This is a genomic window from Streptomyces sp. RLA012 (genome assembly GCF_056270325.1).
The window spans coordinates 70,495-88,034 of sequence record NZ_JBWDPA010000003.1; the positions used below are offsets into that span (position 1 = coordinate 70,495).

The 17,540-nt window shown below is 70.0% G+C and carries 16 protein-coding genes and 2 pseudogenes; 11 read left to right on the forward strand and 7 right to left on the reverse strand.

Annotated features, from left to right (window positions below; all coding sequences use genetic code 11):
- Window positions 1-14 precede the first annotated feature (14 nt).
- Window positions 15-1,487 (reverse strand): sensor histidine kinase, encoded by a 1,473-nt coding sequence (locus RV986_RS52910; RefSeq protein ID WP_475924824.1) that lies wholly within the window; start codon window positions 1,485-1,487, stop codon window positions 15-17.
- A complete protein-coding gene (locus RV986_RS52915; protein ID WP_475924825.1) occupies window positions 1,474-2,154 on the reverse strand; it encodes a response regulator transcription factor in 681 nt (226 codons plus the stop codon). The genes RV986_RS52910 and RV986_RS52915 overlap by 14 nt, the downstream gene beginning before the upstream one ends.
- A gap of 128 nt (window positions 2,155-2,282) precedes the next feature.
- On the opposite strand from RV986_RS52915, the gene RV986_RS52920 reads away from it, so the two are divergent.
- Entirely contained in the window at window positions 2,283-3,815 is a 1,533-nt protein-coding gene (locus RV986_RS52920) for a glycosyltransferase family 39 protein (RefSeq protein WP_475924826.1), read from the forward strand.
- Window positions 3,816-4,272: 457 nt separating this feature from the next.
- Here the strand turns inward: RV986_RS52920 and RV986_RS52925 are convergent, their stop codons facing one another.
- Entirely contained in the window at window positions 4,273-4,527 is a 255-nt protein-coding gene (locus RV986_RS52925) for a RidA family protein (protein ID WP_475924923.1), read from the reverse strand.
- Window positions 4,528-4,793: 266 nt separating this feature from the next.
- Here RV986_RS52925 and RV986_RS52930 point away from each other — a divergent pair, with 266 nt between their 5' ends.
- On the forward strand, window positions 4,794-5,126 hold the full coding sequence (locus RV986_RS52930) for a helix-turn-helix domain-containing protein (RefSeq protein ID WP_475924827.1): 333 nt from the start codon (window positions 4,794-4,796) through the stop codon (window positions 5,124-5,126).
- Between the two features lie 12 nt (window positions 5,127-5,138).
- Window positions 5,139-5,399, forward strand: a pseudogene (locus RV986_RS52935) (telomere-protecting terminal protein Tpg); the annotation flags it as partial.
- Window positions 5,400-5,624: 225 nt separating this feature from the next.
- Here RV986_RS52935 and RV986_RS52940 read toward each other — a convergent pair.
- Window positions 5,625-6,149, reverse strand: a complete 525-nt coding sequence (locus RV986_RS52940; protein ID WP_475924828.1) for a hypothetical protein — start codon at window positions 6,147-6,149, stop codon at window positions 5,625-5,627.
- Between the two features lie 433 nt (window positions 6,150-6,582).
- Window positions 6,583-6,960, reverse strand: coding sequence for a hypothetical protein (locus tag RV986_RS52945; RefSeq protein ID WP_475924829.1), 378 nt, complete (start codon window positions 6,958-6,960; stop codon window positions 6,583-6,585).
- Window positions 6,961-7,600: 640 nt separating this feature from the next.
- On the opposite strand from RV986_RS52945, the gene RV986_RS52950 reads away from it, so the two are divergent.
- The gene (locus RV986_RS52950) at window positions 7,601-8,203 is read left to right on the forward strand and encodes an HD domain-containing protein (protein ID WP_475924830.1); all 603 of its coding nucleotides are present in this window, start codon (window positions 7,601-7,603) and stop codon (window positions 8,201-8,203) included.
- Between the two features lie 361 nt (window positions 8,204-8,564).
- Here the strand turns inward: RV986_RS52950 and RV986_RS52955 are convergent.
- A pseudogene (locus tag RV986_RS52955) lies at window positions 8,565-9,837 on the reverse strand (sulfite oxidase).
- Between the two features lie 426 nt (window positions 9,838-10,263).
- On the opposite strand from RV986_RS52955, the gene RV986_RS52960 reads away from it, so the two are divergent.
- The 3 genes from RV986_RS52960 (at window position 10,264) to RV986_RS52970 (ending at window position 12,872) form a co-directional block, all read left to right on the forward strand.
- Complete coding sequence (locus RV986_RS52960; RefSeq protein WP_475924831.1) at window positions 10,264-11,298, forward strand: MDR family NADP-dependent oxidoreductase; 1,035 nt, start codon at window positions 10,264-10,266, stop codon at window positions 11,296-11,298.
- Between the two features lie 51 nt (window positions 11,299-11,349).
- Window positions 11,350-11,739 carry a MerR family transcriptional regulator gene (locus RV986_RS52965; protein WP_475924832.1) on the forward strand — a complete coding sequence of 130 codons (390 nt, stop codon included), beginning with the start codon at window positions 11,350-11,352 and terminating at the stop codon, window positions 11,737-11,739.
- A gap of 311 nt (window positions 11,740-12,050) precedes the next feature.
- Window positions 12,051-12,872, forward strand: coding sequence for a DUF1684 domain-containing protein (locus RV986_RS52970; RefSeq protein WP_475924833.1), 822 nt, complete (start codon window positions 12,051-12,053; stop codon window positions 12,870-12,872).
- A gap of 91 nt (window positions 12,873-12,963) precedes the next feature.
- On the opposite strand, the gene RV986_RS52975 is transcribed toward RV986_RS52970, so the two are convergent.
- Window positions 12,964-13,779, reverse strand: a complete 816-nt coding sequence (locus RV986_RS52975; protein WP_475924834.1) for a DUF427 domain-containing protein — start codon at window positions 13,777-13,779, stop codon at window positions 12,964-12,966.
- A gap of 296 nt (window positions 13,780-14,075) precedes the next feature.
- On the opposite strand from RV986_RS52975, the gene RV986_RS52980 reads away from it, so the two are divergent.
- The 4 genes from RV986_RS52980 to RV986_RS52995 all read left to right on the forward strand — a co-directional run bounded on the left by RV986_RS52980 (window position 14,076) and on the right by RV986_RS52995 (window position 17,539).
- Window positions 14,076-14,978, forward strand: a complete 903-nt coding sequence (locus RV986_RS52980; RefSeq protein ID WP_475924924.1) for a LysR family transcriptional regulator — start codon at window positions 14,076-14,078, stop codon at window positions 14,976-14,978.
- A 159-nt stretch (window positions 14,979-15,137) separates the two neighbouring features.
- Window positions 15,138-16,295, forward strand: coding sequence for a CaiB/BaiF CoA transferase family protein (locus RV986_RS52985; RefSeq protein WP_475924835.1), 1,158 nt, complete (start codon window positions 15,138-15,140; stop codon window positions 16,293-16,295).
- A gap of 36 nt (window positions 16,296-16,331) precedes the next feature.
- Window positions 16,332-16,592, forward strand: coding sequence for an enoyl-CoA hydratase-related protein (locus tag RV986_RS52990; protein WP_475924836.1), 261 nt, complete (start codon window positions 16,332-16,334; stop codon window positions 16,590-16,592).
- Window positions 16,589-17,539 (forward strand): 3-hydroxyacyl-CoA dehydrogenase NAD-binding domain-containing protein, encoded by a 951-nt coding sequence (locus RV986_RS52995; protein ID WP_475924837.1) that lies wholly within the window; start codon window positions 16,589-16,591, stop codon window positions 17,537-17,539. The genes RV986_RS52990 and RV986_RS52995 overlap by 4 nt, the downstream gene beginning before the upstream one ends.
- The last annotated feature ends 1 nt before the right edge of the window (window position 17,540 follow it).

Below are 17,540 nucleotides of genomic sequence, written 5' to 3' on the forward strand. Positions count from 1 at the left end.
CGCGGTGAAGCGCGTCATTTCTCGGCTGGGGTGGGGGCCCGGGGAAGGCGTAGCTGGAAGCATGCTCCGAGGGTCCGGGGCGTGAGGGTGAGGGTGCCTCGGTGGCGGTGGGCCAGGTCGCGGGCGATGGCGAGACCCAGGCCGGTGCCGCCCTGGTCGCGGGAGCGGGCGTCGTCGAGCCGGACGAAGCGTTCGAAGATGCGCTCGGCGTCCTCGGTGGGCACGCCCGGTCCGTCGTCGTGCACTGTGAGGACGATCCAGTCGTCCTCGTTTCGGATGGTGATCTGGATGCGGTGTACGGCGTGGCGGGCGGCGTTGTCGATGAGGTTGCGCAGCAGTCGTTCGTATTCGTCGGGGTTTCCGCGTGCGGGGGCGGGGGCGGAGCCGTCGCAGGTGAGGGTCAACGGTCTTTCGGTGAGGGGGTATTGCTCGGTCAGCTGAGAGGCGAGGGCTGTCAGGTCGACGGTTTCGGGACTGGCAATGGGGGTGCGGGTGTCGAGGCGGGCGAGGAGCAGCAGGTCTTCGGCGAGGGCCTGGAGGCGGCGGGTCTGTCGTGCGGCGGTGTTGGCCGCGGCGGGCCAGTCGGTGCGTTCCGGGTAGGCGAGCGCGACTTCCAGGCTGGCCAGCAGTGTGGTGAGGGGGCTGCGTAGTTCGTGGGCGGCGTCCGCGACGAAGCGGCGTTGCTGGGCGGCGGCGTTGTCGAGGCGCTGGAGGGTGGTGTTGATGGTGGTGGCCAGGGCGGTGATCTCGTGTCCCGTGGCGGGGACGGTGACGCGTTCGCGGGGATGGCTCGCGGTGACCGAGGCGGTGAGGACGCGGATGGCTTCGACCGGCCGCAGCGCGATGCGGACGGCGAAGTAGGTGACGGCGGCGATCAGTACGAGGCTGACGAGCCCGGCCCGCAGCAGCAGGAGGTCGGTGGTCCTGGCCATTGCCTCGGCCGTGTGCGGGAGCACCACCACATAGACCCGCAGGTCGGCGTCGGCGGCGACGCCCAGAGCGGCGGCTTTGTCACTGCTGAGTTGATCGGCGCTGATATCGGCGAACATGACCGTGTAGGTTCTGCCGGCCATATCGGATCTGTCCCCGGTGCTGGAGTCGCGCACCGGTATACGGAGGGGAACGATCGTCAGGAGTCCGGGCTCCCTGGCCTCCGACGGGGCGGGCAGCACATGGCGGGTGCCGGGATCGAGGGCTTCCACGCCTCCGCCGTAGGCGACAGCGGCGCGTCGGCCGCTCGCGACGACCTCGTACGGCACCGCGCTTCGCTGAACGGGAACCACACCCCCGTTCAGCTGATCCACGAGAGCCCAGAGCTGTTCCTCGGCCTGTCCTTCGGTGATCTGTGTGCCCTGGCGGTAGACGTCACTGTGCATCCACCAGCCGATGCCGACCAGGATGACGGCGGCGGTCGAGGCGGCGGCCAGGGCCGCGCGGGCTCGTACCGAACGCGGCCACCAGCGGCGTCGTACCTCAGTCGCGTTCACGGTCGTCCACCAGCCGGTAGCCGGTACCCCGTACGGTCTGCAGGGACTGCCGGCCGAACGCGGCGTCCACCTTCTTGCGCAGTGCGCTGACGCGCGCCTCCACCAGGTTGGGATCCAGCGCCTCGTCGGGCCACGCGTGATAGAGCAGATCCGATTTGGAGACCGCCTGGCCCGCCCGGCGGGCCAGCAGCTCAAGGACGGCGAACTCCCGGGGGGTGAGTTCCACCCGGGCCCCGGCCCGGCGGCAGACCCGGCCGGCGACGTCCAAGGAGAGGTCGCCCACGGCAAGGACGGGCGGGGCGACCGTGGCGGCCCGTCTGACCAGGGCCCGCAGCCGTGCGACGAGCACCATGTAGGAGAAGGGTTTGGCCAGGTAGTCATCGGCCCCCGTGTCCAGGGCCTCTGCCTGATCCCAGTCCCCGTCCTTGGCGGTGAGTACCAGGATGGGGGTCGCGTTGCCCTCCCGGCGCAGCTGGGCGCAGATCTTGTAGCCGTTGAGTCCGGGCAGCATCAAGTCCAGTACGACAAGGGCGTATTCGCCGGTCCGGGCCATCCACAGTCCCTGCCGGCCGTCATGGGCGAGGTCGACGCTGTAGCCCTCGGCGGTCAGACCGGTGTGCAGGGTGTGGGCAAGGTCCACCTCGTCTTCGACCACCAGGATGCGCATGCGGTGCAGCCTCGCACAGCGTCGGCCCGCCTTCCTGATCGGCCGGTCAGGTTGGGTCAGCCTCCGGTCAACGAGGTCCGGGCACGCTGGCGGAGTGTCTTCGCCACTGCTGAAGGGCCCTGCCGCCGATGTCCGTTGATCAACGTGCCCCCGCCGTGGCCAGGACGGTTTCCCCTCCCGTATCCGCCCGTCGACAATCACCGAGCCCGGCCGAAGCCGTTGTCGTCATCGCGCCCTTGTCGCTGACCATCGCTCTGGGGCTCTGGGGTATCCGCAGGAAGAACACCATGTGGGGGGACGAGTCCGTCACCTATCAGCTCGCGCACCGCGATCTTTCGCAGATATGGCTCACCGCACAGCATGTTGATCTGGTCCATGCCCTCTACTACGCCGTGATGCATGAGATCTTCGGTCTCTTCGGCGGAGGGCTGCTGACGTTGCGGCTGCCGTCCGTGCTGGCAATGTCCGTGGCGGCGAGCGGAGTCGGGCTTCTGGCGCTACGCCTGGCGGGACCCCGTGCCGGGCTGCTGGCCGGGCTGGTGTTTCCGCTCCTTCCCCAGGTACAGAAGTACGCGCAGGAAGGCCGCTCGTATGCCATGGTCTGTGCCCTGGTCACCTGGGCCACCTATGCGCTCGTGGTCAGCGTCCCGCATCGCGCCCGGTGGCGGTGGGCGGTCTATGGCTCCACCATGCTGCTGGCCTGTCTGCTCCATGAGTTCGCGGTCCTCGCCCTGGTTGCACACGGCGTCACACTGGTCGTCTCCCGTGCTCCACGACCGGTGCTGAGGGCGTGGAGTGTGGCTGCCGCAGGCGTTGTGGCCGGGCTGTTGCCGCTGGCGATCTGCAGTGCGGGGCAGTCGGGACAGGTGTCCTGGATCGGCGGACCGGTGCGGCTTCGTTATTTCCTGGTTGTGGCGGTCGTGGGCGTGGCGTGTGCCCGAGCGCCCCTGGGGGTGAAGGGGCCCGTGCGGCTTTCCGTGCTGGCTGTGCCGATTCTTGTGCTTCCGGGCCTTCTGCTGCTGATCGCCTCACTGGTCAAGCCCCTTTTCGTCGACCGGTATGTGCTCTACAGCAATATCGGAATCGCCTTGCTGCTGGGCGCCTGGATGGATTACTTCCACCGGCGGCAGCAGTCTTCCCGCAACGCGTGGATCGCGGCGGTTGCCGTACTGGCCGCGCTCGTCCAGCCGAGCCTTTCGCTGAGGACGCCCCAGAGCCGGAGCAATGACGTCACCGCCATCGGCGCCACCGTACGCAAGGAAGGCCGTCCCGGCGACGGGCTGCTCTATCTCTCCGGCCAGCACCGGATCTTGACTGCGGCCAACCCCGAGGACACCCGTTTCCTGACAGATCTCGCCCTGGCACAGGACCCCGTTTCGTCGAACACACTTGCAGGTGTCGAGCTTCCCGCCCAGGAAATAGCGGCACGCATGCTGGAATTCGACCGGATCGTCGCGGTCCGCGACCCGGCGGGTGCGCACTCGCCGACCAACCCGCAGGAGGAAGCGAAAACAAGCACCCTGCGGCGCCACTTCCGCGAGTACGGAACAACCCACGTCAACGGGGCGCGAGTCACCGTCTATGTCCGAGACCACGACCCGTCTCCGAAGGCCGGTCCTGGATCCAACAGCCCGGGAGCGAGCGGTGGGGTGATGAGGTGACCGCGGCTGGTGCCGGCCCGGCCGGCACCACCGCCGTCACGCTGTCTCGCCCCGGAAGCCACGGATCTCGGCTTGCCGGTCGCTGCTGCCGTGGGAGGCTGCGGCTGTTCTCCGCCGCTGCCCAACTCATCGCGACCGCACGCCAACGGCGCCTGCGATGCGCCCGCCACCGGCCATGGACGGAAGAGATCACCGACACGATCAGTCGGCTCGGCACCTTCCCGGACCCAGGCTGACCGACAACAGCCCGGGGAAGATCCGGGACGTCGGGGATGTCGGCGATGTCGATCTCCTCGAACCCCGACGAGCAGCAGAGCCACCGACGGGACCGTGGCAACCGGCGCCCACCCGATGCGACGAGCGGGCCGCCTGCGTGCCCGCACACGCACCGCGACGACGAATGGGGCGGCAACCGAAGCTGACGACCGAACACGCAAGGCCGAGGGCAGAGCGAAAGTCAGGTAGCGATTTGGGGAGTGCCGGCCATGCTGGTGCTCTCGGGGATCGCGGCGATCACGTCGATTTCCACTGCTGCGTCCAGGGCCAGGTCGGTGACGCCGACCGTGGTGCGGCTTGGCAACGGGCCACCAAACCACGTCCGGTATATCGTATTGAGACCTGTACAGCCTGAATTTGTCCTGGTCAGCGGTGCTGGCGTGGGTGGTCGGTGGCGTACTTGTGCTGGTCGAGGGCGGGAGGCTGGAGTGCAGATCGTCTGACACGTCCCGGATGGGGGTTCTTGGCTTCGGCCGTGAGGTGTTCGGCGGGGCTCCTACGGTTCCCTGACGGCGTCGGCGCGGGCCCAGGTGAAGTTCTCGGTGGTGCCGGTGTCGTCGTGCAGGGCACCGTTGAAGAGAGCCACAAGCAGCCGACCGACAGCATCGGTTAGCCGGCGGGCAGGGGCGGCCTGGTGTGGGAGATCTGACGCCACGGGCCGCAGGGAGCGGCCCCGTCGGCAGGCCGCTTGGGGAGACGGATGTGGGAGAGATCGCGCAAGGGCTGGAGCGCGCGTTGCGCACTCGGCCCGTTCCCTCGAGCACCGAGGCTCGCCTGCGGTTTCTGCTCGCGACTCACCAGGGTTCTACCAGGAGCGTGGCCGCATTGCTGGGTGTTTCGCAGCGCACCGTGCAGTGCTGGGTGACGAAGGAGCCGGAATCGCGGCGGCCGCCGGGCCCGGCGGAGGTCGGGCCCGGCAAAGGTCGGGCCCGGCAAAGGTCGGGCCCGGCAAAGGTCTGGGTGATCGAGGAGGCGGTCCTGGTGCGATGGCAGCCCCGGGTGCGGGCCCGCCTGTGTGCCCGGGCCGAAGCGTAAGGCTTCGTCCTCCACACCCGAGCGCGCTTCGGGTTCGCGGCTCCGGCGGGGTCCTCGGACGATCCGCGGGTGCGGTGGGTCACCCAGTCCCTGCCGGGAGAGGTGGCTCGTGAGCTGTTCGCCGTCCGGGACGTCGGCGCGGGCGAGCAGCAACAGTTGGTGATCCTCGCCCGCGCGCTGGGACACGCCTGCTTCCGCGACGGGGGCCGACGCGGCCACCGTCTACACATCGCCTTCACCGACATCGAGTTCCCTGACTTCTCGATCGGATGACCTCCTCGCCCGGCGTACCGACGCCGGACGACGCGTCCGAGCAGGCGGTGGGTCCTCGTGGGCAACGGTCGGCTGCCCGGACTTCCGGCAGAGGGCGCCGCTGGGCACAGGTGCCCCCTGTAATCGAGGGCAGGGACGAAATCCGGCCCCTCGGAGGGCATCCGTCGACTTCCCACCCCGGTGCCCTGTCCCGGCCGGGACAGACCGGGCGGAGCGGTTCCGCCGTTAGCGGGTGCTCGTGGTGTCGATGTCGATGATGTGGTTGTACCGCTCCACCAGCACGAAAAGCTTGGTCTTCTGCGTCGTCTCTCCGCTGCCGAAGGTCAGGGTGACGATGACCTCATGGCCGTGGCCCACGGTGCCGTTGTCGGTCACCGTCCACTGCGCCGGGACGTTTTGGGCACGCAGGACGCCGTCCGCCTCGTTCTTCTTCTCCCAGGCCGCCAGCCGCTCGGCGAAGTCGGGCGTCAGGTAGTGCTTGCGGAGCGCCGTGGCCAGCGTGACGTCCGGGTCCGTGTAGTCGCCCTTCGCGTCGATGTACGCGCCGTAGAAGTCGGCGACCCGGGTCACCGCTTGGCCGGGCGTGCCGCTGACCGACTGCGGTGCGGTGGTGGACGCCTTTGCGGGGGCATGGACGGCCGCCTGTGCCGACACCTGTGTCGACACACCGAGTCCGACAGCCAGGACGAGGCCGGCGGCGACGGCCGCGCGGCGGCCCGGACGACGGTGTGCGGGGGACTTCCTGTTCATGTGTGTCTTCCTTTTCTGGTCCGTATGTGGTTGCTCTCGGCCGGTTCCGGCTTTCGTGCCGAAGGCGCCTGCCGACTTGTCGCCGCCTCGTCCGCCTCCGAGTCGAGGACAGGACAGGACGACCCGACTGCCCGATCGGACAGGAGGCGACCCGGTGTCTTCGCCCCCCAGGCCGTCATGTGGCGGCGGGCGCCGCGGGGTGCCGAACGCCGCGCCTTGGGTACTCGGGCACACAGGTGTCCCGGTACGCAGGCGCAGGGTGGGTGTCGTTGCCAAGCTGCTGCCGGGGCGGTCGTTCTGCCTCGGCCGGTGCGACACCCACAGCTCCGAGGACGCCGGGCATCCACGACAACAGCTGCCGCCACACCTGCAACGGTGGAACCGTCCCATCCCTGCTGAACTGCGGAGGCGCCCGCCGACCGTTCGAGCGGATTCAGCAGGTGGAACTGCTGGAGATCTTTATTCCGGTGACGCTGTAAGCGTTCGCGAACACGGTTTCGGAATTCGGCACCAGGCAGATCGAGTTCCCGTCCTGGAGCCTTAGATACGCCACGTCGTCGTTCCGGGTGTTCACGACGTGGTAGTGCGGCCGGGACCTGACCGTCTGGTAGGAACTGGTGACATCGCGGTACTTCGCGATCGGCGTGCCCGCGTCATAGGCGTGCTCGTCCACGTAGAAGCAGACATAGGGGTACGGGCAGCCGTGGGTGGGGGACTCCGCCTGGGCTGCCGATGCGCCGGTCACGGACGCGGCCGCGACGGCCACGCTCGCGCCCGCGAGGCCTGCCGCCTTTCGGATGACGGACTTCATCAAACCTCCAAGAATTAAGCAGATCGTCTGACACGGCAGCTGTAGATCGTGATCCGTTGCGGATGCCGCTGGTCAGCAGGGGCGAAGCCGGTGCTGCGACGAGTACGGCAACCGGCATCGTGAGCGTGTGTGACGACGTATCAAGCGCGGTGGCCATGGAGGCAACCGTTAGTGCATGCGTGTCGGACGTCGCCCAACGCCGGTTGGTCCCTATAGCCGTGGTCGGTGCGACACCAAGAGCATCGGCGGTCACCGGAGTCCGGCGCAACGACTGCCGCCCCTTTGGCGACGGTGGAACCATCCCAGCCCATCTGACGTGCAGGGATATGAGTGCCTGGGATACGGGGTCGTGGGCGGACGACGGAGGAACGGTGTCGATTCGTCCTTGCCGCGCTCGGTTGCTGGTCATGGGACTGGCCTTGAACCCCTGGCGGGGGCGCGTCCCGGACAGGCCGTGGGAGCTCTCGTACTCCCCGGTCAGGCCGTCGCCACCGACTCGAACCACCACCGATACACCGCCCGAGTGACCAACCCCCTTTCGGACTCGGGGAGTTAAGTCAGGCCGGCGTCGCACGCGGCGTCCCGCCATGTGATGACCAGTACCCGGTCCCGCGGGCCCCGTGGGAGTAATGTCTGCGGGATGACCGCGAAGCCTACGGACTTCTTGGCACGTGCCCTGGACGCCCCGGGCGAGCCCCGTCTGCGGCCGCTGCCACCCGTGGTGACGGAACTGCTGCGTTCTCTGAGCGCCCCGCCTCGGCTGGCGGCGCACTTGCGTGCGGTCCATGACGTTGCGGTCGAACTGGTGGACTGGGTGCAGGACCGCTACCCGGATCTGGCCGTGGACCGCGACGGTGTTCTCTTCGGTGCGGCGACCCACGACGTGGGCAAGGTCTTGCACCCCGAGGAGCTCGCCGGGCCCGGCTCGGCACACGAGGACGCCGGTCGTGACCTGCTGCTGAGCCGCGGCTTCCCGCCCGCACTGGCTCGGTTCGCCGCCACCCACGCCAGCTGGGACGACCCCGTCGTGACGATGGAGGACCTCCTGGTCAGCACAGCCGACAAAGTGTGGAAGGACAAGCGCGTCTCCGGCCTTGAGGACAGGCTCGTCAGGGCGCTGGCAGGTGCGACGCAGCGGGAGCCCTGGGAGGAGTACCTCGCGCTCGATGACCTGCTCACTCGACTCGGGGCGGACGCTGCCCCTCGCCTGGCTTTCCAATCGGCCTTCCCGGTTCACACCTGACCCAGCCTCAAGATCCGGCGGACTTCCTGGGCGCGAACTGGCCGGACGGGCCGGCTACGGCACTCAGTCACAAAAACGTGTTCGATTCTCGTAGCTCGCGACCGTCCTCATGGCTCTCCCTCTGTGTGCTGCCGTTGCGGGGATCTCACGCTGGGGCCGCCTCCTGCCGGACCGCTGAAGGCGACGTCAGACGCGGCGACACGCGGACGCGTCGACGCGCACCAGATCCACGTACAACCTGCGGTACAGCAGCACTGGGACGCTCACCTCACCATGTCCACCAGGCGAGTCCGGGACGGATCATTGCAGGTGCATGAATCTTCCGGGCAACCCTCCGGCCTTGGACCGGGACCACGATCCGTCACACCACGCTCACCGGGTGGCGGACCACCGCGTCGAACAGGTAGCCCTGGGTGTTGGGCACGGCGCTGTCCGGCTGAGTACGGCCGGCCGTGTCCGTGGCGCGGGCGAGCAGATGGGTGGCGCCGGGTGCGTCGGGCTGCCAGCCGAGGGACCAGCGGGTCCAGGTGCCGGTGCGGGGCCGGTCGTGCAGGCGGGCCGGCCGCCAGTTCGCCCCGCCGTCGGTGCTGACGTCGACCCGGGCGACGGCGCCCGCGCCCGACCACGACCGTCCGTGCAGTACGTGTCTGCGACCCGCCGGGAACGTGGCCCCGCTCGCCAGCTCGAAGGCGCTCTTCGTCGCCTGCCGGGTGAGCGGCGCGCTGCCGCCCTCCGGGTAGGAGGGGCCGAACAGCCGGTAGAAGGTGGTGTTCCAGGGCGAGTAGAGCGGCTGCGCGGACACCTCGATGTCGCCGACCCACTTGACCGACGCGATCCCCACCCAGGAGGGCACCAGCACCCGTACCGGACGGCCGTGGTCGTACGGAAGCGGCTCACCGTTCATCTCGTACGCGAGCAGTACGTCGTCCAGCGCTTTGGCCAGCGGCAGCGGGCGGCGTACCCGGCCCAGACTCTCGCCGCCGCTGACGTACTCGGCGTCCAGGCCACGCGGCTGCACGTCCACGGCGTGGTGGGACAGCCCGGCCCTGCGCAGCACGTCGGCCAGCCGCGCCCCGCGCCAGCGCGCGACGCCGATCGCTCCCAAGGTCCACGCGGTGCCGGTGACGGTCTCGCCCTGCTGCGTCGTGTAGAAGGAGCGGCCGTTTCCGGCGCACTCGACGAAGGCGGTACGGGTGACGGCCGGCAGGGCTCGCAGATCGTCGTACCCGAATTCCACCGGCCGGTCCTCGCCGGGGCTGCCGCGCAGACCGCTCCCCCCACAGCCGCAGCCGCCAGTCGTCGGCTTCCAGGACGGGGGTGGCGGTGTGGTTGCGCACGAAGAACAGCTCGTTGGGGGTGTGGTGGCCGGTTCCGCGCAACGCCTCCCAGCGGGTCTCGGCGTTGGTGCCGCGCTCGATGAACCACTCGGGCGGCAGCGGCTTGACGATTCCGGCGGCGGCGCGGGCGGGCTGCCGGCCGCCGAGCGCGGTCCCGGCGGCGGTGGCGGCGAGCAGAGTGAGCAGCCGGCGGCGGGTGACGCCGTCGGCCCTGGCCTCACCGGCCAGCCACTGGCGCAGCCTTCGGCGGTCGTAGTCGGTTTCGTGGTGGTGGTCGACGGGGGTGCGTGCAGGCATGGCAGGTCCTCGTCAGGAGAGGGCGGGAACAGTGCGAGGGGGGCGCGTGCACAACGTGCTTGCCCAGCGGGCCTGTTGCTGGAGACGCGGGAAAGCCCGTGATCAGCCGCTCGTCCGACACAGCGCGGCAGCGACCCGGACGAGGTCCACGGCGCGGCGGCGAGTCAGAGGCTCCGGCGACGGCATGCCGGGATGCAAGCACGTGGGGCGGAGGGTGTCAACGGAGCGTTCGCGTCGGCACGGCACGGCACCGCACTGGGCGAACACACCGTACTTGCAGAGGAGTTGGTACCTGATGTCGCGCGGCACCGCGACTGTCTTGCCTTTGACGCGCACGTCAGGGGTTAGCGTCTGCGCGCCCGCAGCCGGACCGGTCCGGCTGTCACGGCCCGCGCTCACCCTCGATCCCGTTCAGGAGACCCGACCATGGCCACTGTCCTGCCCTCCACGACCCGCGAAATCCTGCTGGCCGCCGCACCCGGCGGACTGCCCGGGCCCGAGCACTTCACGGTCGCGCAGAAGCCGGTCCCCGGTCCCGGTCCCGGGCAAGTCGTCGTCCGGAACCGGTACTTCCTCGTGTTCCCCGGGCTGCGCACCCTGATCGGCGCCCAGGCCGACGGCGTACCGCTGCCCCGCATCCACGCCGGCGACACGCTGTTCGGTCCCGCGGTCGGTGAGGTCGTCGCGGCCGCGCCGGGCGGGCCGTTGCGCCCCGGGGACGTGGTCACGCATCTGCTCGGGTGGCGCGAACTCGCGCTGGTGGCGGCGTCCGACTGCATTCCGCCGGGCGATGTCCTGCCCGACCCGGTGGCCCACCTGTCGTCCGGGCCGGCTGCCTACGGAGCACTGACCCGGCTCGCTCAGGTCCGGTCCGGAGACACCGTGTTCGTCACGGGCGCGGCGGGAGCCGTGGGAACGCTGGCGGGCCCCGTCGCACGTCTGCTGGGCGCCGCGAGGGTCATCGGGAGCACCCGCTCACCGGACAAGGCCGAGCGGCTGCGGGCCGAACTGGGCTACGACGCGGTCGTGGTGCCGGGCCCCCGCGCGATCGACGAGCAACTGGCCGCGGCGGCGCCGGACGGGATCGACGTGCTGCTGGACACCGTGGGCGGTGAGCAGCTGACCGCGGCCGTGCGCGCCGCGCGCCGAGGTGCCCGCTTCGCACTGGTGGGCGCGCTGTCAGGACAGTTGTCGCCGCGCCGGGACGGTGGCAGCGCCCCCGCGGAGATCGACACCTTCCGGCTCGTCAACCAGGGCATCTCGCTGCACGGCTACAGCGGACAGGATCATCCCGACGTGACGCGGGAATGGACCGAACGCTTCGGGGGCTGGCTGCGCTCCGGCGAGATCACCTTCCCGCATGTACGGATGTCGGGCATGGACCAGGCCCCTCGGGCGTTGCAGGAACTGTTCGAGGGGCGGTACTTCGGGACTGTCGTCGTGGAGTTGCCGCCACGGTGATGCGTCGTCGCGCACGGTCGCGGCGACGGAGGCTGAGGCGCGAGGTCGGACATGCGGATCGGGGAAGCGGCGGCAGCGGCGGCAGCGGCGGCAGCGGCGGGGACGACTCCGCGGGCCCTGCGGTTCTACGAGGAACGGGGCCTGCTGCCACCACCGCGGCGCACGGCCACCGGGCAACGTGAGTACGGGCCGGACGAGGTGGCCAGAGTCCGTGTCATCCGTGAGCTGCTGGCGCTCGGGCTCACCGTCGGGGACCTGCGCAGTATCGCCGACCGGATCGGGCTGCTGGTCGAGAATCCCCAACGGCGGTGCGGGCGCCCCGACTCCGACGTCCCCGGCTCCGGGGTGGTCGACCGCAGACTCGCGGCCCTCGACGCCGAGATCGACCGCCTGAGCCGTCTGCGCGTCCGCCTGGCACTGCACACGTACGGACAGCGGTGACGAGACGTCTTCGGCAAGCAGGACCGGCCCCGCTCAGAACATCCAGGCCGAGCCGTCGAGGAAACGCGCCTGCAGAGCAGGGAAATCCCCGGGCCTTCACCTGGGGCACCCCGTTGCGTCGGGGGTTGCCGTCCGTCCGGCCGGCCACCAGCCAGCCAGCCAGCCAGCCAGGGCTTGATCACCGGAACTCGTAGCTCGCGCTCACCGTAGATCGACAATTCTCTCGACATCAAGAGTTCCCTCTGGCGGGATGGCCTGGGCCGGCGCGGCGGTTGCACGAAGAACACCATGTGCAGCAAGAGGGAGCAGACATGACCGTCCAAGACGTCGAGCGGGTGAGCTTCGTCCAGGAGTGGGAGGAGTGGCACCGGCAGAAGGAGGCAGTGCTGGCCGGCCCGCACGGATTCCTCGCGATCACCAGCCTGCACTGGCTCAGCGACGAGCCCACCCGGTTCGAGGACGCGCCCGGCGCATGGTCGGGCACCACCGACGGGGTCGTGGTCCAGCTCGACGAGGGCGAGGAGATCACCGTCGACGAGCAAGTGGTGCACGGCCGCCACGACTTCGGGGTCCTGCCCGAACGCGGCAGTGTGTACGTCCGCTGGGGCGACGCGATGATCGAGGTCGCCAAGCGCGGCGGGCACGACATCGTGCGGCCCCGCCACCCCGGCAACCCGCTGCGTACGGCCTTCACCGGCACGCCGGCCTACGAGCCCGCCCCGCGCTGGGTCCTCTCCGGCCGCTTCCTGCCCTTCGACTCCCCGCGCCCGGTGACCGTCGGTGCCGCCGTCGAGGGTCTGGAGCATGTCTACGACTCCCCCGGCCAGGTCGCGTTCGAACTGGACGGCACACCGCACCGGCTCACCGCCTTCAACGGCCGGACGCCCGGCGCCCTGATGGTGCTGTTCACCGACCAGACCTCCGGCGTGACCACGTACGCGGCGAACCGCTCCCTCCAGATCCCCGCCCCCGACGCCGAGGGCGGGGTGACGATCGACTTCAACCGCGCCGCCAACCTGCCCTGCGCCTACACGGACCTGGCCACCTGCCCGCTGCCGCCGGCCGAGAACCGGCTGGCGGTCGCGATCGAGACGGGCGAGAGGATCCCGCTGGAGCGCGGAGGACGGCCCTGACGGGACACGCGTTTCCTGACTCCCGTCGCCGTCGCCGTCGCCGTCGTCCGCGGTCGGCGGCGGGGGCGGGATGCCGCCTCCGGCGCTCCCGTCATGGGCGCGCCTGCTGCGTGAGCGCCTTGGTGAAGTGGGTGACGGGGCGCTCCACCCGTGCGCCGTCGAGGGTGATGTCGACCGCCTCGTTGTAGAAGGCGAGGAGCCCCTGGACGGCGCCGACCGCGGGCAGCGGGGCCGGGTAGCTCCAGACGAGGTTGGGCGGGACGTCGCCCTCGCCGCGCCACGACCAGTACTCGGCGGAGCCCTTGTACGGGCAGCCGGTGTGATGGTCGGTGGGGGTGAGCAGGTCGAGGCGGACGTCCTCGCGCGGGATGTAGTAGCGGGTGGGCAGGCCGGTCTCGAAGAGCAGGACCGGCCGGTGGGTGTCCGCGACGGCCGTGCCGTCGATCTCGACCACGAGGTGCCGGCTGCTGGGGATGGCGTCCACCCGCTTGTGCGGGTCACGGGGGTGGATGAAGATCTCTTCCTCTTCCTCGTACCAGTGGTCCAGGCCCCGCCCGACACGCCGGAACCACTCGAAGGCGATGTGGCCGGCCAGGTCGGCGGCCGGGAAGGTCCAGGCGGCGTTCTCCAGCAGCTCGCCGTCGACTTCGACGTCGTAGAAGATCCGCGAGCCGGAATGCGTGCCGGTCGGTGGGTTCTTCGCGGGGCGGAGGAGTTCCTCGCGCACCTCCGCACGCGGGAACGCGTACAGCGGTACGGGAACACCCGGCTCCCAGATGAGGACGGGGTGGCGGCTGTCGACGACCGTGACGTCACCCTTGCGGCCGCGCACCCAGCGCTCGCTCGGCTCCCACAGCAGGCCCTCGGGGGTGGTCCGCACGGCTTGCGCGGTGGGGAATGCGGTCATGAGCGACTCTCCTTCGGTTTGCTCACGCGGTGACTTCGGCGACGTAGGGGCGGTTCTCCCGCCAGGCCGCGAGCTGCTCGGGGCGGCCGAAGACCTTCAGGTGCTCCTCGGCGTTGCCACTGGCACGCTCCCACACCGAGACGGGTTCGACGTCGGAGCCGTCCGGGGCGCAGCCGCCCTTCCGTCCACTTGGTCGGGAGGGCGAACCGATGGAAAGCCGGCCCTGCGGCCGCTGGTCACTCTCGTGAACGGTCCGGCTTCGCCGGCAGAGCGGGGCTACCGTTGAAGACGTGGAAATGCTGCATTTGCGCTATTTTGTCGCGGTCGCTGAGGAGCTGAACTTCTCGGCTGCGGCCCGGCGGCTCCACATGGCGACGTCACCTCTGAGTCAGCGCATCAGGGACCTGGAGCGCGAACTCGGGCAGCAGCTGTTCGACCGCGACACGCGCAGTGTCACGCTCACCCCGGTCGGCTCGGCGCTCCTTCCGATCGCGCGCGACGTGCTCGACCAGTTCGGCTCGATCCCGTGGCGGCTGCGTGAGGCGACACAGGAGCAGCGCGACACCGTGCTCATCGGCGTGCCCCCGGGACTGCACCCCGAACTCCGGTCGCGGGTCGGCACACTTGCCGAACGCGTCCGGGAGCAGTTCGAGCTCCAGCGCTGGCCCGGCAGCACTCAGGCCCTGGTGGCCGGCGTCCGCGAAGGAAAACTCGCGCTCGCGCTGGCCCGGCTGCCGTTCAGCGACCCGGCTCTGGAGCAGGTGAGTGCGATGTCGGAGCGCATGGGGGCGGCGGTGCCGGCCGACCGGTTCGCCGGGCGGGACTCCGTCGCCCTCGCCGATCTGGCGGACCTTGCGTATGTCGCCCCGCCCAAGGAGGTGCGGGTCGCGTATTTCGACGTCCTCGATCGCGCGCTGGCAGAGGGCGGTGTCCGGCATCGGCTGTGTCTCACCGACACCGGTTACAACGGGGTTTCCGAAGTGATTTCCAGCGGCATGGCGTTCTGCATTTCCATTCTTTCCCCGGAAAATCCGATACACGGATATCAGCTGGAGAACGTGACGGTACTGCCGTTCACGGACTTCTATCCCCGGCTGGAAACTGCCCTCGTGTGGCGCCGCGACCGCGCCGACGGCGATCTCAAGGACCTTGTCGCCGCCGCGCGCGAGGTTTTCGATGGGCCCGTGATCATAGATTGAGTCCTCGGAACTCGGAAAGCGCCACCGGAGACGTTTCGGTCAGCGGTGTGACCGCTGCGGTCACACCGCTGTTTCCTTTTTGATAATTCCGCCTCCTGCTGCCCTTCATTTAGCGTTGCGTGTCAGAAGCAATAGAACGCGACGCTGAAGGAGGAGAGAATGACGGAATCCTTCGTCGCCGGGCCGCTCGAAGCGGTGCGGGTGATCGACCTGTCGACCGTGGTGATGGGGCCGTACGCGGCCCAGATCCTCGGCGACCTCGGTGCCGACGTGATCAAGATCGAGTCGCCCTCCGACACCGTACGGGTGGGCCGGTATCGCGGCACGCCGGGCATGACCGCGCTGAACCTGAACGTCAACCGCAACAAGCGCAGTGTCACCCTCGATCTCAAGGACCCACGGCAGCACGAGCAGGCCCTGAAGCTGATCGACACGGCGGACGTGCTGATCACCAACATGCGGCCGGCCGCGCTGCACCGGCTGGGCCTGACCTACGCGGACGTCGCCGCGCGCAACCCGGGCCTGGTCTACGCCCACGGTCAGGGCTTCCGCAGCGACTCCGACCGGGCCGGAAACGCCGCCTACGACGAGACCGTGCAGGCCGCGTCCGGGCTGGTCGACATCACCCACCGTGCGCTGGGCACGCCGGTGTACCTGCCGACGATCATCGCGGACAAGGTCTCCGCGCTGACCATCGTCTACAGCGTGCTCGCCGCCCTGCTGCACCGCCGCTGCACCGGGCAGGGCCAGCACATCGAGATCCCGATGACCGACACGCTGCTCGCGTTCAACCTGGTCGAGCATCTGGCCGGGCACGAGTTCGAGCCGGCGGTGGGGCCCACGGGCCATCCGAGGTCGATGTCGAAGGAGCACCGGGCGCGGCGCACCAAGGACGGCCTGGCCTGCGTCGTCCCCTACACCCCGCAGAACTTCCGCGACTTCTTCGTCGCCGCCGGGCGACCGGACCTCGCCGCGGACCCCCGGGTCAACGGGCAGGCCGTCGACATGGCCGACCTTGATGCCCTGGCCAGGCTGGTCGACGAGTGTGCGCCGGCGCTGACCACGGCGGAATGGGCGCAGGTGTGCGCCGAGCACAGCATCCCGATGGCTTCCGTGCTGGAGCTGGAGCACGCCCACGAGGACCCCTACGTCCGCGACGGCCATCTGCTGGAGACGGTCGTCCACCCGACCGAGGGGCCGGTGCGCACGATCGGGATCCCGGTGCGGTTCTCCGCCACGCCCGGTTCGATCCGCCGTCTGGCCCCGGTACCGGGCCAGGACACCGCCGACGTCCTCGCCGAGCTGTCCGACCGCTGAACCCCCACTCCCCCGTACCACGGAGAGAAGCAACCCATGAGCACCACCGACGTGCGCACCCACCGGGCGGGCACCACCCTGCTGATCACGATCGATCGCCCGCAGGCACGCAACTCCGTCAACGCCGAGGGCGCCGCACTCCTGGCCGAGGCACTGGACGAACTGGAGACCGACCCGGGGCTTCGGGCCGGAGTGCTGAGCGGCGCCGGCAACACCTTCAGCGCCGGGATCCTCACCGACCTGACCCTCGCCCCCGTCGAGCCGGTCTTCGACCACCTGAAGGGAGACGCGCAGTGACGCACCCATTCCGTACCGCCGCCGTGATCGGCGCGGGCACCATCGGACTGTCCTGGACGGCGCTGTTCGCCGCACACGGCCTCACCGTCCATGTCAGCGATCCCCGCCCCGACCTGCCGGAGGCGGTCGCCGAGGCCCTTGCCGCGTTCGGTCCGCACCTGGCCGCACAGGGCCTGGACACCGACGGCCTCGCCGACCGCGTCCATCTCGCGGCAGGCATCACCGAAGCAGTCCGGGACGCGGACGTCGTCCAGGAGAACGGGCCCGAGCGCGTCGAGTTCAAGCAGGAGCTGTTCGCCCGGCTGGTCCGGGAGGCTCCCGGCCACGCGCTGCTGCTGAGCTCGTCGTCGGCGATCCCGGCGACCGCCTTCACCACGGAGCTCCAAGACGCGGGCCGTGTCCTCATCGGGCACCCCTTCAACCCGCCCCACCTGCTGCCGCTCGTCGAGGTCGTGCCCGGCGAACGCACCACCGAGGAAGCCGTGCAGGCGGCCGTCGACTTCTACACCGCCGTCGGCCGCACGCCCGTCGTCGAACGCCAGGAGATCCCCGGGTTCGTGGGCAACCGGCTCCAGAACGCGCTCAGCCGCCAGGCCGTCCGCCTCGTCCAGCAGGGCGTGGTGAGCCCCGAGGACCTGGACACCGTCGTGACCCACTCGCTCGGCATCCGCTGGGCGACGGTCGGTCCGTTCCTGGGCGCGCACCTGGGCGGCGGCCCCGGCGGCTACCGCCACATCACCGCACACATCGGATCGTCCCTGCAGCAGATGGACCTCGGGCAGCCCTCGCAGGACCCCGAGGACCAGGAGCGGGTCGTCCAAGCGGTGGAGAAGGCATACGCCGCCACGCCGTACGCCGACCTCGCCGAAGCCCGCGACCGCCGGCAACTCGCCGTCCTGTCCGCCCTCGAAGACATCCGCCGCAACCAGCACCACAAGGAGAACTGAG

Excerpts from the sequence above, each read along its gene's own strand:
- RV986_RS52915 (WP_475924825.1), bottom strand. The coding sequence starts at position 2,154 with ATGCGCATCCTGGTGGTCGAAGACGAGGTGGACCTTGCCCACACCCTG.
- RV986_RS52920 (WP_475924826.1), top strand. The coding sequence starts at position 2,283 with ATGTCCGTTGATCAACGTGCCCCCGCCGTGGCCAGGACGGTTTCCCCT.
- RV986_RS52940 (WP_475924828.1), bottom strand. The coding sequence starts at position 6,149 with ATGAACAGGAAGTCCCCCGCACACCGTCGTCCGGGCCGCCGCGCGGCC.
- RV986_RS52945 (WP_475924829.1), bottom strand. The coding sequence starts at position 6,960 with ATGAAGTCCGTCATCCGAAAGGCGGCAGGCCTCGCGGGCGCGAGCGTG.
- RV986_RS52950 (WP_475924830.1), top strand. The coding sequence starts at position 7,601 with ATGACCGCGAAGCCTACGGACTTCTTGGCACGTGCCCTGGACGCCCCG.
- RV986_RS52960 (WP_475924831.1), top strand. The coding sequence starts at position 10,264 with ATGGCCACTGTCCTGCCCTCCACGACCCGCGAAATCCTGCTGGCCGCC.
- RV986_RS52965 (WP_475924832.1), top strand. The coding sequence starts at position 11,350 with ATGCGGATCGGGGAAGCGGCGGCAGCGGCGGCAGCGGCGGCAGCGGCG.
- RV986_RS52970 (WP_475924833.1), top strand. The coding sequence starts at position 12,051 with ATGACCGTCCAAGACGTCGAGCGGGTGAGCTTCGTCCAGGAGTGGGAG.
- RV986_RS52975 (WP_475924834.1), bottom strand. The coding sequence starts at position 13,779 with ATGACCGCATTCCCCACCGCGCAAGCCGTGCGGACCACCCCCGAGGGC.
- RV986_RS52980 (WP_475924924.1), top strand. The coding sequence starts at position 14,076 with ATGCTGCATTTGCGCTATTTTGTCGCGGTCGCTGAGGAGCTGAACTTC.
- RV986_RS52985 (WP_475924835.1), top strand. The coding sequence starts at position 15,138 with ATGACGGAATCCTTCGTCGCCGGGCCGCTCGAAGCGGTGCGGGTGATC.
- RV986_RS52990 (WP_475924836.1), top strand. The coding sequence starts at position 16,332 with ATGAGCACCACCGACGTGCGCACCCACCGGGCGGGCACCACCCTGCTG.